We start from the raw sequence: 12,723 nt of genomic DNA, 5'->3' as shown, positions 1-12,723 counted from the left end.
TGGCACCCCGGACGATTCCGAAGCCTGGGAACGGGTGCAGAAAGGCGCCAATGCCGGCGAGAATCTGTGGATCATGCTCAACCGCGGCCTGCCGGGCGAGAAGCCCAGCGAAGACGGCCTGGTCTCTGACGTCAGTGCCGAAACCGGCATGCGCGCGGCGTACCAGCAGTGGAAGAAGATGATGACTGCGGAGGCCAAATGATGAACCTGCCATTGCTCAATGAAGTCACCGCGTTCATCTGGCAGGAAGGCGACATGCTCGACCACGGTGAATACGACACCTGGCTGAACCTGTGGACCGAGAAAGGGACCTACATCATCCCGATCGATCCAAAAGAGACCGACTACGAGAACACCCTCAACTACGCCTACGACGACCACCACATGCGTGGCCTGCGCGTGCAGCGGCTGATCGGTGGCGAGTCGATTTCCACCAGCCCGCAGCCACGCACCGTGCGCACGATCTCGCGTTTCCGCGTACTGGCCGACGACGGCGTCAACGTCACCGTGCGCGCCGCGCAGAACATCCGCGAGTTCCGCAAGGAAAGCCTCAAGCACTACAGCGCCGACCTGACCTACACCCTGGTGCGCGCCGAAGGCGGCTTCAAGATCCACCGCAAGGTGATCAGCCTGATCAACAGCGACGATACCCTCGCCGGTATCGGCTACATCCTCTGAGGCCAGGCCGATGAACGATCAACTGCTCGATGTGATCGTCCAGGCCCGCGAGGTGCAAGGGGGCGACGTCGTCGTCCTCGAACTGGCTGCCGTCGATGGTCGGGCACTGCCGCGCTTTGCCGCCGGCGCCCACGTCGACCTGCACCTGGCCCCCGGCCTTATCCGCCAGTACTCGCTGTGCGGCGACCCGGCGCAAGCCAGTGTCTATCGCCTCGGCGTGCTCAAGGACAGCCAGTCCCGCGGCGGCTCCGTGGCAGTGCACGAGCAGCTGCAGCCCGGCACGCCGATGCGCATCAGCGTACCGCGCAACCTGTTCCCGCTGGCCTGCGATGCCCAACGCTCGATCCTACTGGGTGGCGGCATCGGCATCACCCCGATGATCGCCATGGCCCATGCCCTGCACGCCCAGGGCCAGCCGTTCGAACTGCACTACCGTGGCCGCTCGCGCAGCCGCTGCGCCTTCGTCGATGAACTGCTGGCCGCGCCGTTCGCCGCCAGCGTGTTCACCCACTTCAGCGACGAAGGCCCGGAACAACAGCTGGACCTGGCCCGCGTGCTCGGCCCGGGAAGCCCCGGTGTGCACCTGTACACCTGCGGCCCGGCGGGCTTCATGGACTGGGTGATCGAGGGCGCGCGCCAGCAAGGCTTCGATGAGCAGCACATCCACCACGAATACTTCCAGGCCGAGGTCGACACTTCGGGCGAACGTTTCGAACTGGTCGCTGCACGCAGTGGCAAGACCGTGCAAGTGCACGCTGGGCAAACCCTGACCGCCGCCCTGCGCGAGGTGGGCGTCAAGGTCGAGGTGTCGTGCGAACAGGGTGTATGCGGCACCTGCCTGTGCGATGTGCTCGAAGGCGAACCCGATCACCGTGACCAATACCTGACCGATGAGGAAAAACAGAGTAACGAACAGATCGTGCTGTGCTGTTCCCGGGCGCGCGGCAAGCGCCTGGTGCTGGATATCTAAAACAACAAAAACAATACGTGACAGACAAGCGGGCCACAGACCTGCAGGGCTCCTCTGCCCAGTTGAACGACTGCCCAGACCTTGTACTGATCACATTTCCAGGATTACCCCATGGAACTCAAATGGCCGTTGCGTGCGAAATCGTTTTGCTTGTGTGTGGGCGCCGTATTACCCCTGACCAGCTTTGCCGACGTGGTGGATGACAGCCACCTGTCGCTGAACTTCCGTAACCTCTACCTGAACCGTAACTTCACCAATCCCAGTGCCCCGGTGTCCAAGGTCGGCAACTGGTCGCAGGGTTTCGACCTGCAGTTCGAGTCCGGCTACACCGATACCCCGTTGGCCGTTGGCATCGACCTCAATGGCCAGTACGCCTTTCGCCTGGACGCCACCGGCAACGATGGCTCGCTGCCGTACAGCCGCCATCGCCAGCAGGCCGCCGACGACTACAGCCGTGGCGGCGCGACGCTGAAGCTCAAGTACGCCAAGACCCAGGTGAAGATCGGTGACCAGAAGCCGTTCTACCCGGTCGCCTCCAACGACCCCAGCCGCCAGCTCGACACCCTCTACCAAGGTGCGGTGATCGAGTCGCGCGATATCGACAACCTGACCCTGGTCGGCGGGCGCTTCTGGTCGATCGTCACCCGCGAGTCGTCCAACCACGAACGGCTGTACCGTTATGGCACCAACGACAGCCTGGACAGCGACGGCCTCGACTTCGCCGGTGCCACCTACAACTTCACCCAGGACCTGCAGGGCAGCTACTTCCATGGCGTGCTCAACGACATCTACAAGCAGGATTACGGCGGCATCAAGCACACCCTGAAGTTCGCCGACGGCTACCAGCTGAAGACCGACGTCGGTTACTTCAACAACCGTGAAGACGGCGCCGCGCGCAGCGGCCCAGTGGACAACCGCGCCTACTTCGGCCTGGTGACCCTGGAAAAGAGCGGGCACATGATCGGCGCCAGCTACCAGCGCATGACCGGCGATACGGTGTTCCCCACCCTGAACGGCTACGTGCCGCAGCTGTGGCTGCCGAACTGGGCGAGCATCCCCTTCATCCGCCCGGACGAGCGCAGCTGGTCGGTGCGTTACGGCTACAACTTCGTGGCCATGGGCATCCCCGGCCTCAAGCTGTTCACCCGCTACATCAAGGGTACCGACGTCGATCGCGGCCCGGGCCTTGCACGCGACCAGGAAAGCGAGCGCGACATCATGCTCAGCTATGTCGTCCAGAGTGGCCCGTTGAAGGACCTTTCGTTCGACCTGAAGAACATGCGTACCCAGCAAAAGTACGGCAGCGACTACACCGAGTACCGCCTGATCACTTCCTACACCTGGAAGTTCTGGTAAGTGGCCCGCATGGAGATGGCTCATGACTAACCTCAACACCAGCATCACCCGTGATACCGACCCACGCACCATGCGCCGCATCGTCATCGCCTCGGTGCTGGGCAACGCCCTGGAATGGTACGACTTCTTCCTCTATGGCACGGCCGCGGCGCTGATCTTCGCCCCACTGTTCTTCCCCGCTGGCACCGACCCGGTACTTGGCACCATGGCCTCGTTCGCAGGCTTTGCGGTGGGCTTTCTGGCCCGGCCACTGGGCGGCCTGATCTTCGGCCACATCGGCGACAAGGCCGGGCGCAAGAAGGCCCTGGTGATGACCCTGGCGATCATGGGCGCGGCGACCTTCGCCATGGGCCTGCTGCCCACCTTCGAACAGGCCGGCTACCTGGCCCCGGCGTGCCTGGTGACCCTGCGCGTGCTGCAGGGCGTGGCCTCGGGCGGTGAATGGGGCGGCGGCGTGCTGCTGCTCAGCGAAAACGCACCCAAGGACCGCGTCGGCTTCTATGCGGCCTGGAGCCAGCTGGGCGTGTCGGGCGGCTTCGTGCTGTCGGCGGCGGCCTTCTACCTGGTACAGATGCTGCCCCATGAAGACATGATGAGCTGGGGCTGGCGCGTGCCGTTCCTGGCCAGCATCCTGATCTTCGGCGTTGGCGTGTACATCCGCCGGCGCCTGCCGGAGAGCAAGGCGTTCGTCGAGGAGCAGGCGCAACAGGACAAGCCCGAACACCTGCCGGCCATGGAAGTGTTGCGCAAGCACCCCAAGGCGGTGCTGCAGGCGATGGGCATCCGCATTGCCGAGAACGGCAGCGCCTACCTGTTCCTGGCGTTCACCATCGCTTATGCCAAGTTCACCGGGCTGGATACGCAGCTGGTGCTGGCCAGCGTGATGGTGGCGATGATCGTCGAAGCCGGCACCATCGTGTTCTGGGGCTGGCTGTCGGACATCATCGGCCGGCGGGTGGTGTACGCCATCGGCTCGGTCGGCCTGATGGTCCTGGCGTTCCCGTTCTTCTGGATGCTCGATACCCACTCGCCGGTGTGGGTGTACCTGGCGGCATTACTGGGCATGGCCTTCTGTCATGGCGCGATGATCGGCACCCAGCCAGCGCTGATGGGTGAGCTGTTCCCGCCCAAGGTGCGCTATTCGGGGTTGGCCATGGGGCATGAGATTGCCTCGATCTTCTCCGGTGGGTTGGCACCGCTGGCTGCGACGGCGTTGTTCAGCCTGTACAAGGATGCCTGGCCGGTGTCGGTGATGCTGGTGGTGATGGGCGCGATCACCACCTTGGCGGTGCTCTCCATCAAGCCGCAGGCCAAGGCCTAGATTTGCTCGGTTTTGCCCGGGCCTTTCCGTGCGGGGAGGGTCCGGGCTTTTTATTGGGGGGCTTGCCTTGGGGTTTGCAGCGCCTGGTAAATCGAGCGCCGCCCGCGCGGCGCATCGCGGATAAATCCGCTCCTACATTTGTTGCAACGTGGCCACGCCTGACAGGCCATGGTTGTCAGCCTTGTCTGCAAGACTAAAGACATGCGCCAGGGCTGGCGACCATGGTGTAACAGGTTCGGTACGTTGCAACAAATGTAGGAGCGGATTTATCCGCGATGCGCCGCGCGGGCGGCGCTCGATTTCAAAAACACCACAACCGGCAAGGCAAACACCCTGAACCCCAATCAAATTATCCACCCGTGCCAACCTCTTGCCCCTGCCTGCCATTCCACTCCCCAGCCATTTCGCCAAGCGCCATGCCCCGGTAGCCTGCCGCGAGCCCAACTCGCGTCACGGAAAACAACATGACCAACGCCTTGAGCATCCACAACAAGATCACCCTGCTCGCCAGCCTGTGCCTGGCTGCCGTCGTCGTGCTCCTCACCGCACTGGCCCTGGCCCAGCGCCAGGCCAGCGAAGACCAGGTCGGCAGCAACGCCAGTGACATGCTGCTGGCTGCCGCGCGCAGCAACCTGCGAGCCGAGGGCCAGGCCCAGGCGCTGCAGATCCAGCAAGGCTTCGCTCGCGCCTACACCTTTGCCGAAGGCGTCGGCCGCCAGGTCATGCACCTGCGCCAACGCGCAGAAATGCCACCTGCCGAACTACGCCGCGACCTCACCCAGGTGCTGCGCGATGCCCTGGCCGGGCGCCCGGAACTGCTGGGGCTGTTCATCACCTTCGAGCCCGACGCGCTGGACGGCCACGACGCCGACTTCCGCAGCCAGCTGGAACTGGGCAGCAACGACCATGGCCGGTTCGCCTTGTACTGGCTGCAACCTGGCCCCGGCCAGCTGCAGGCTGTACCTGGCGACGAGAAGATGCTTGCCGACACCTCCCCCGGCCCCAGCGGTGCGCCGTTCAATGCGTTTTTCAGCTGCTCGCGTGCCAGCGCCAAACCCTGCTTGCTCGAACCCTACGTCGACAGCTCCAGTGGCACCGCGCGGCTGGTCACCAGCCTGACCCTGCCGCTGATCGACCAAGGCCGTGTTGTTGCCGTGATAGGCCTGGACATCGACCTGGCGACCCTGCAGCGCGATGCCGAGAAAGCCGCCGCAGCGCTGTACGACGGCCAGGGCGATATCGCCATTGTCAGCACCGCCGGGCTGCTGGCCGGTGACAGCAGCCACTCCGAACGCCTCGGTACGCTGCTCAATGCACGCCACCCTGAGCAGGCCGCTGCCATGCTCGACGCCGCAGCCGCAGGCCACACGCAGGCGTTTGAAGATGCCAAGTACATGCGCATGCTGGTGCCGATCCAGCCACTGCCCGAAGCCAGCCCCTGGGCCGTGCTGGTGAGCGTCGGCAAGGGCGTGCTGGGTGCGCCGGTGGCCGCCCTGCAAGAGCAGATGCGCACCCAGCGCCTGCGCAGCCTGGCCCTGCAGATCGGCCTGGGCCTGGGCGTTGCGCTGCTGGGCGTGGCGATGATGTGGCTGACCGCGCGCAGCGTCAGCCGCCCGCTGCTGCGGGTCGCCTACCTGCTGGAAGACATTGCCGAAGGCGAAGGTGACCTGACCCGCCGCCTGGCCTACCCCGGCAAGGATGAACTGGGCCGCCTGAGCCGCGCCTTCGACCGCTTCCTGGAGCGCCTGCAACCGGTGATCGCGCAGGTTCAGGGCGGCGTGCGCGACACCCGCGACACCGCCGACCAGTCGGCGCGTATCGCCAGCCAGACCAGCGCGGGCATGCAGCAGCAGTTCCGCGAGATCGAACAGATGGCCACCGCGCTGCACGAAATGTCTGCCACTGCCCAGGCCGCCGCCCACAGCGCCGCGCAAGCCGCCGAAGCCGCCCGCCACGCCGACCAGGCCACCGGAGCCGGCGTGCAGGTGATCGAAAGCACCACCCAGGGCATCCAGGATCTGGCCAGTGGCATGAGCGAAGGCATGCAGCGCCTGCACGCACTGGCCACAAGCAGCGAGCAGATTGGCGCGGTGATGGGCGTGATCCTGTCGATTGCCAGGCAGACCAACCTGCTGGCGCTCAATGCGGCGATCGAAGCCGCTCGCGCCGGTGACGCCGGCCGAGGTTTTGCCGTGGTCGCCGACGAGGTACGCGGCCTGGCCCAGCGCACCCAGGCCTCGGTGGAAGAGATTGGCGCGATCATCGACAACCTGCGCAACGGTACCCATGAGGTGACCGGCGCCATGCAGCTCAGCTACGAGCAGGCCCAGGCCAATGCCGAGCAGGCACGCCAGGCCCTGCAGGCACTGGCACAGATTCGTCAGGCGGTCAGCGTGATCACCGACATGAACGTGCAGATCGCCTGCGCCGCCGAACAGCAGAGCAGCGTCGCCGAAGAGGTCAACCGCAATGTCGAGGCGGTGCGCGATGTCACCGCCTCGCTGTCCGGCCAGGCCGAGCGCTCGGCGGGGATCAGCCAGCAGTTGAACGACCTGGCGTCAGAGCAGCAAGGGCTGATCGAGCGCTTCAAGGCCTGAGGCAAAGCGCGGCGCCAGCCCGGCCTGGTGCAGGCGCTGCACCAGGTGCGCCAGGCGTGTTTGCCGATAGGCATCGATATCGGTATCGCGGTAGTCGTAGAAACCCACGCCATCACGCAGGCCATTGCGCCCGCTTGCCATATTGTCCAGTACCGAATGCGGCGCCGTGTAGCGCTCGCCCAGGTGCTGGCTGAGGTAAGCCGAGGCATGGTGGAGGATGTCGCCACCGCCCCAGTCGATGAACTCCAGCAGGCCCAGTACCGAGAAGCGCAGGCCAAAGCCGGTACGCACGGCCAGGTCGATCTGCTCGGCGCTGGCGACCCCCTCCTCGACCATGCGCGCCGCCTCGTTCATCACCAGCGCCTGCAGGCGCGGCACGATGAAGCCGGGTGTGGCGTTGCACAGCACCGGCACCTTGCCGATGGCCTGCAGGGTGGCCAGCAGTTCGGCGACAACCGCTTCACAGGTTGCGGTGCTGCGCGAGACTTCCACCAGCGGCATCAGGTGCGCTGGGTTGAGCCAATGGGCGTTGACCATGCGCGCAGGCGCGCTGAGCATGCCGGCCAGCTCGGTTACCAGGAAGGTCGAGGTGGTCGAGGCAATGATCGTATCCACCGCCACGTGCCGGTCGATCCAGGCGAAGGCTTCGCGCTTGGCTTCGAGCACTTCAGGCACCGCCTCGAACACCAGCCGGCAACCTTGCAATGCCTGGCCGCCCGCCTCAAGCGTCAGCAGCTGAACCCGCGACAACAGCCGTTCGGCCTGCTGCGCATCGATCAGTTCAAGGGCCACCAGGCTCTGCGCCTCAGTGGCAAGCCTTACCCTGACCGCCTCGAAGTAGCTGGCCTGGGCTTGCGCCTGCCGCGCTTTCAGGTCGATGAGGCTGACATGGACGCCGGCCTGGGCGAAGGCCAGGGCAATGCCCTCGCCCATCCGCCCGGCACCAACCACGGCGACATGCCGCATCAACCCGCTCATGGCGCGATACCGTCGCGCAGCAAGGCCGCCATCTGCTCGCGGCCCAATGCCGCCAGGCCGAGGTTCTCCAGGGTACGCCCTTCGCCATACAGGTCACGCCCGGTAACTGCCGAGGCCAACGCCAGCAAACCCTGCGCCACCGGCGTCGGCACGCCGGCCCAGCGCCCGACCGAAACCAGCAACGACAGGCCCAGGCGGGTGTCCTCAAGCATGTAGCGGTGCTGCTGCAGGTCGATCTTCTCGCGCCAGTCGCCGCTGTCGGTGAGCTTGCCATGGGCGCCACGGCCGTACATCCACTCATCGCCCTGGTCGGTGTTGTAGTGGTCGGCCAAGGGGAAATGGGGCGCCGGGTAGCCCAGCGCCTCACGCACACGCATGCGTTCGGCATCCAGCGCATTGGTCACCCGGCGGATCGACGGCTGGGTGCCTTCGTTGTGGATGTCCCACGACTCGAAGTGCTCCAGCGGCCCGGCATTCATCAGGATCAGTGGCGGGTGGATGACAGGCCCGGCGTTCATCAGTGCGCCACTGAGGGCATCTTCGATCGGCTCGACGCTGGGGTACGCTTCGCGCAGCACGCTGAAGGCATGTGCTGACAGGCGGCTGGGCAGCACGCCGGTCGGCAGGCGTGTGGCGTAGGCGCTGATCACCAGCTGGTCGGCGCCATGTTTGCGTACCAGGTAGGGCAAGGTACCGGTTTCGGCAAAGGCTACCTCGGCACGGTTGCCGCAGTCGCGCATGGCCTTGGCGAACACGTAGCTGCCAAAGGTGCCTGGTGGCAGGAACACCACCTGGCCGGCGCTGAGCAGCGGCGCCACTTCAGCCGCCAGGGCCGCGTGGCTGGTCGACGGCAAGGGGATGATCACCAGGTCCGCGCCCTGCAGCGCCTGGGCCAGGTCGCTGAACAGCTGCAGGTTGTCGCCAAGGGCCAGCTGGCGTGTGCCGCGATAATCGCGCACGCTGAGGCTGCCAATCGCCTGCAGTGTTCGCAAGGCCGCAGTGTCACGGCGCCAGAGCCGGGTGGCATGGCCGCGCTCGGCCATTTCGACAGCCGCTGCATAGCAGCCGTGGCCGCCGCCAAGAACAGTGATTTGCATGGGTGGAACTCCGCGTGTGTGTGGTAGGCCGATGCTAGCCATCACGCGTGTTGCCAGCGCTGCAGATCACGCAGGCAGCCTACCGATTGCGCAGCTTTCAGCCTTTGAGCGTATCGGAGGGCCGGCAACCGAAACGCTGACGGTACTGCTGGGTGAAATGCGCGGGGCTGTTGATGCCAAAGCGCAGCAGCACGTCGGTCACGCTGCCCTCACCCTTCTGCAGCGCCTGGTGCACCGCCAGCAGGCGGCGGTCGCGGATGAACTCGACCGGCGTCTGCCCAAGGAACTGGCGAAAGCCGTTCTGCAGCGTGCGCACCGAAACCCCGCTGAGCGCACACAAGGTGGCCAGCGCCAAAGGCTGGTCCAGGTGTGCCTCGATGTGCTCGCGGGCACGGCGCACATGGCCGGGCAGCGGTATGCCTGCGGGTTGCAGCAGTGCACTGGAGTAGTTGTGCGGCAACTGGGTCAGCAGCAGTTGCACCAGGTGGTCCGCCAGGCCCTGACGCAATGGCGCCAGGCTCAGTTGCAGGGCGAACAGCCGGCACAGGTAATCCAGGGTCAGGCTCAGCGCATGCACGCCAGGGTGGTCGGCCGACAGCGGCGCATCGAACGCCAGCGGCTGCTTCAGGCTGCGCCCCAAAAGCTGCTGCAAGTGCAGTTCCAGCGCCTCGCGGGGCATGCTGAGCACCGCATTGCGGCAGGCGCCGCCGGTGACGATACGGCTGCTGGTGAACGGTGAGCTGACGCTCAGCCCGCCCGCCGCCACGGCTGCATGTTCGCGGCCGTGGCGGATTTCGCACTGCCCCTGCAAGGTGGTGCGGAACAGGTACTGCGCACCCGTGCCTTCGAGGCAGACTTCCACCGGCGCATCGTAGTGCAGCTGCAGCAGCCGCACGCCGGCAAACTCCACGCCGCTGACCTGCAACTGCGGCGCAGCACCGTCCAGCACGCGCAGCCGATGCGGGCAGAGGTAACGGGCCAGCTGCACCTGCATCTCTGCCACATCCTGCGAATGAAACAGCGGAAAACGCTCCAGCAGCCGGATGTCCGCCAGCATCTCAGGCCTCGGCGGGGTGTTCGCGGCGCATGCTGTCACGGAAGCACTTGCAGCCCTTGGCCAACAGCACGATGGCCAGCAGCGAGGCGCCGAAACTGACGATCGACATCGACGAGCCGACGGCGGCCGGTGCGCCGAAGTAGCGGTCGGTGATCAGCGCCACCAGCGTGGTACCCAGGCCCAGCCCGAGCAGGTTGCTGATCAGCAGGAACACCGCCGAAACCTGGGCACGCACCTGGTTCGGCGACAGGATCTGCATGGCAGCCGTGGAAGCCGGCATCGGGAACGAGGCGAAGAACATCGCCGGCACCAGCAAGGTCACCGACAGCCACAGCTGGTCGACCTGCGAATACAGCACTGCTGGCACGATCATGCCCACGGCGCCGATCACCCCGGTGCGCATGGCCGCATCGCTGCGCCCGCGCTTGGCCAGGTGGTCGGTGAGCCAGCCGCCGAACACCACGCCGCTGGTGTTGGCCAGCAGCAGGATGGTACCGAGCATGAAACCGGCTTGTTCGGGGCTCATGCCGAACTTGCGGATGTACAGCGCCGGGGTCCAGCTCATCATGCAGAACAGCGCCATGGCGTAGAACGAGAAGCCCAGGTAATGGCAGCCGAAGGTCGCCCGGTGGCGGCCGATGAAGCGCAGGCCATCGCTGAGGCGGACCTTGCGCACCTTGCCGTCGGCATCCAGTTGTGCGCCCTTGCGTTGCGGGTTGCGCACGGTCAGCCAGACCAGCAGGCCGACGATCACCCCGGGCAGGCCGACGATGAAGAACGCCAGTTGCCAGGCCTTCATCGCGCCGAGGATGGCCACCTCGATGGTCTGCGCGTCCTTGAGCAAGGTGATCACGTAGCCGCCGACCAGAAAGGCGATGCCACCGCCGACGAAGGAGCCGATCGAGTAGATGCCCACGGCGCGACCGAGCTTCTCCTTGGGGAACATGTCGCTGAACATCGAGTAGGCCGAGGGCGACAAGGCTGCCTCGCCGACACCGACGCCGATGCGCGCCAGGAACATCTGCGCGAAGTTCTTGCTCAGGCCGCAGGCGGCGGTGGCGAAGCTCCAGAAGATCACCCCGACGGCAATGATACGCGGGCGCGAGAAGCGGTCGGCGAGGTAGGCGATGGGCATGCCCATGAAGGCATAGAACAGCGAGAACGCCAGGCCGTGCAGCAGGCTGAACTGGGTGTCGCTCAACTGCAGGTCGGCTTTGATCGGCTCGATCATCAGGGCCAGGATCTGCCGGTCAACGAACGAGAAGATGTAGGCCACCATGCACAGGATGACCACGTACCATTCGTAGAAATAGCGCTTGTTGTGCTGCTTGAGGTGTTGTTCTTGAGTGAGGGTATTCATGCTCGCGAATTCCTGATGGGACAGCCTGGAAAGGGATTACAAGGCAGTGACCTGTCAGTAACAGGCGAACGCACGCAGGGCGGGATTACGCATGACCAAGGACCTTTATTGTTATTGGAATGGAGGTATGGCGATTACTTGAATTGCAGCCTGTTTTCGCTTCGCTGTGGCAGCGGGCTTGCCCGCGAAGCCGACACCGTGGTGAATGGCACGGGCTTCGCCCGTGTTCGCGGGCACGCCCGCTCCCACAGGGATCGCGCCAGATTTGAGCGAGACAGTTGCTCCCACAAGGGATCAGGTCAGGGCTCAGTCAACCTGCAGCGCCCGTGGCCGGTGGCTGCGTTCCTCGGCCTCTGGCGCCTTGGCGGTCTGCAGCTGGAAATCGAACGACAGCTCGGCAAAGCGCTCGCCCTGCACGCCACGGTCACGCGCCGCGGCCGCATCGTCGACAAAGCGCAGGTCGCCGATCAGGCCGTCGCGGGTGGCGTAGGCGAAGTCGTCCCACAGGTATTTGTCACCGGCGAAGTTGATCTGCGTGGTCAGGTGGCGGTGGCCAGGTGCGGAAATGAAGAAGTGCACGTGGGCCGGGCGCTGGCCATGGCGGCCGAGCAGGTTCAGGCACTCCTGGGTCGGGCCCTGCGGGTCGCAGCCATAGCCCGACGGCACGATGGAGCGGGCGCGGTAGCGGCCTTCGGCATCGGTGACGATGCGGCGGCGCAGGTTGTATTCGGACTGGGCCGAATCGAAGTACGAGTAAGTGCCCTGGGTATTGGCGTGCCACAGGTCCACGGTGGCACCGGCCAGCGGCTGGCCCGCGGCATCGAATACCCGGCCCTGGAGGAACATCACCACACCGGGGTCGGTGCCGTCGTCCATGCGCGCTTCACCCTCGGACAGCGGTGCACCGGCTACGTACAGCGGGCCTTCGATGGTGCGCGGGGTGCCGCCGCTCAAGCCGGCCTCGGCGTCCTTGGCATCCTGCAGCAGGTCGATGAAGTGCTCGATGCCAAGGCCTGCCGCCAACAGGCCTGCCTCGTTGCGCCCGCCAAGGCGGTTGAGGTAGTCGACGGCATGCCAGAACTCGTCTTCGGTGATTTCCAGGTCTTCGATCAGGCGTGCGGTGTCCTGCAGCACGCGCAGGATGATCTGCTTGAAGCGCGGGTTACCTTCGGCCTGGCCAAGGCCGGCCACTTGCTCGAAGAAGGCCTTGATATCGGCGGTGTGGGAGATCTTCACGGTCATTTCTGCTTACCTCGAATTGTTCTTGTCAGGTAGTCGTGGTTCAAGGGTGAATCAGCGGTCGTCGCTG

Annotated in this window: 10 protein-coding genes and 2 pseudogenes; 7 read left to right on the top strand and 5 right to left on the bottom strand. The window is 65.3% G+C overall.

Going from position 1 to position 12,723, the window contains the following annotated elements; translation table 11 throughout:
- The 7 genes and pseudogenes from APH27_RS24805 to APH27_RS27275 all read left to right on the top strand — a co-directional run.
- Positions 1-202, top strand: a pseudogene (locus tag APH27_RS24805) (aromatic ring-hydroxylating dioxygenase subunit alpha); the annotation flags it as partial.
- Positions 202-678, top strand: a complete 477-nt coding sequence (locus APH27_RS24800; protein ID WP_060486159.1) for an aromatic-ring-hydroxylating dioxygenase subunit beta — start codon at positions 202-204, stop codon at positions 676-678. The pseudogene APH27_RS24805 and the gene APH27_RS24800, both read left to right, overlap by 1 nt.
- A 10-nt stretch (positions 679-688) precedes the next feature.
- On the top strand, positions 689-1,648 hold the full coding sequence (locus tag APH27_RS24795; protein WP_060486158.1) for a PDR/VanB family oxidoreductase: 960 nt from the start codon (positions 689-691) through the stop codon (positions 1,646-1,648).
- A gap of 111 nt (positions 1,649-1,759) precedes the next feature.
- The gene (locus APH27_RS24790; protein ID WP_060486157.1) at positions 1,760-3,004 is read left to right on the top strand and encodes an OprD family outer membrane porin; all 1,245 of its coding nucleotides are present in this window, start codon (positions 1,760-1,762) and stop codon (positions 3,002-3,004) included.
- A gap of 22 nt (positions 3,005-3,026) precedes the next feature.
- Positions 3,027-4,325 (top strand): MFS transporter, encoded by a 1,299-nt coding sequence (locus tag APH27_RS24785; protein WP_060486156.1) that lies wholly within the window; start codon positions 3,027-3,029, stop codon positions 4,323-4,325.
- A gap of 464 nt (positions 4,326-4,789) precedes the next feature.
- A pseudogene (locus tag APH27_RS27280) lies at positions 4,790-6,064 on the top strand (HAMP domain-containing protein); the annotation flags it as partial.
- A 102-nt stretch (positions 6,065-6,166) separates the two neighbouring features.
- Positions 6,167-6,922, top strand: coding sequence for a methyl-accepting chemotaxis protein (locus APH27_RS27275; protein WP_371262736.1), 756 nt, complete (start codon positions 6,167-6,169; stop codon positions 6,920-6,922).
- Here the strand turns inward: APH27_RS27275 and APH27_RS24775 are convergent.
- From APH27_RS24775 to catA, 5 genes are all read right to left on the bottom strand, one after another.
- Positions 6,884-7,900: a 3-hydroxybutyryl-CoA dehydrogenase gene (locus APH27_RS24775; RefSeq protein WP_060486154.1), complete on the bottom strand. Its 1,017-nt coding sequence runs from the start codon at positions 7,898-7,900 to the stop codon at positions 6,884-6,886. The genes APH27_RS27275 and APH27_RS24775 overlap by 39 nt on opposite strands.
- On the bottom strand, positions 7,897-8,997 hold the full coding sequence (locus tag APH27_RS24770; RefSeq protein WP_060486153.1) for an NAD/NADP-dependent octopine/nopaline dehydrogenase family protein: 1,101 nt from the start codon (positions 8,995-8,997) through the stop codon (positions 7,897-7,899). The genes APH27_RS24775 and APH27_RS24770 overlap by 4 nt, the downstream gene beginning before the upstream one ends.
- Before the next feature lie 97 nt (positions 8,998-9,094).
- Positions 9,095-10,054 carry an AraC family transcriptional regulator gene (locus APH27_RS24765; protein ID WP_060486152.1) on the bottom strand — a complete coding sequence of 320 codons (960 nt, stop codon included), beginning with the start codon at positions 10,052-10,054 and terminating at the stop codon, positions 9,095-9,097.
- 1 nt (position 10,055) lies between these two features.
- Positions 10,056-11,414, bottom strand: coding sequence for an MFS transporter (locus tag APH27_RS24760; protein ID WP_060486151.1), 1,359 nt, complete (start codon positions 11,412-11,414; stop codon positions 10,056-10,058).
- A 306-nt stretch (positions 11,415-11,720) separates the two neighbouring features.
- Positions 11,721-12,656 carry a catechol 1,2-dioxygenase gene (gene catA / locus APH27_RS24755; RefSeq protein ID WP_027919375.1) on the bottom strand — a complete coding sequence of 312 codons (936 nt, stop codon included), beginning with the start codon at positions 12,654-12,656 and terminating at the stop codon, positions 11,721-11,723.
- Between the last annotated feature and the right edge of the window lie 67 nt (positions 12,657-12,723).

This window comes from Pseudomonas sp. NBRC 111123 (genome assembly GCF_001320205.1).
GTDB lineage: Bacteria > Pseudomonadota > Gammaproteobacteria > Pseudomonadales > Pseudomonadaceae > Aquipseudomonas > Aquipseudomonas putida_J.
The sequence above is the reverse complement of the archived record's forward strand: the minus strand, read 5'-3'. Positions and strand labels throughout refer to the sequence as shown.

Bases quoted from the DNA above. Each gene is read 5' to 3' on its own strand.
- APH27_RS24760 (WP_060486151.1), bottom strand. From the start codon at position 11,414: ATGAATACCCTCACTCAAGAACAACACCTCAAGCAGCACAACAAGCGC.
- APH27_RS24775 (WP_060486154.1), bottom strand. From the start codon at position 7,900: ATGAGCGGGTTGATGCGGCATGTCGCCGTGGTTGGTGCCGGGCGGATG.
- APH27_RS24765 (WP_060486152.1), bottom strand. From the start codon at position 10,054: ATGCTGGCGGACATCCGGCTGCTGGAGCGTTTTCCGCTGTTTCATTCG.
- APH27_RS24785 (WP_060486156.1), top strand. From the start codon at position 3,027: ATGACTAACCTCAACACCAGCATCACCCGTGATACCGACCCACGCACC.
- APH27_RS27275 (WP_371262736.1), top strand. From the start codon at position 6,167: ATGCAGCAGCAGTTCCGCGAGATCGAACAGATGGCCACCGCGCTGCAC.
- APH27_RS24795 (WP_060486158.1), top strand. From the start codon at position 689: ATGAACGATCAACTGCTCGATGTGATCGTCCAGGCCCGCGAGGTGCAA.
- catA (WP_027919375.1), bottom strand. From the start codon at position 12,656: ATGACCGTGAAGATCTCCCACACCGCCGATATCAAGGCCTTCTTCGAG.
- APH27_RS24770 (WP_060486153.1), bottom strand. From the start codon at position 8,997: ATGCAAATCACTGTTCTTGGCGGCGGCCACGGCTGCTATGCAGCGGCT.
- APH27_RS24800 (WP_060486159.1), top strand. From the start codon at position 202: ATGAACCTGCCATTGCTCAATGAAGTCACCGCGTTCATCTGGCAGGAA.
- APH27_RS24790 (WP_060486157.1), top strand. From the start codon at position 1,760: ATGGAACTCAAATGGCCGTTGCGTGCGAAATCGTTTTGCTTGTGTGTG.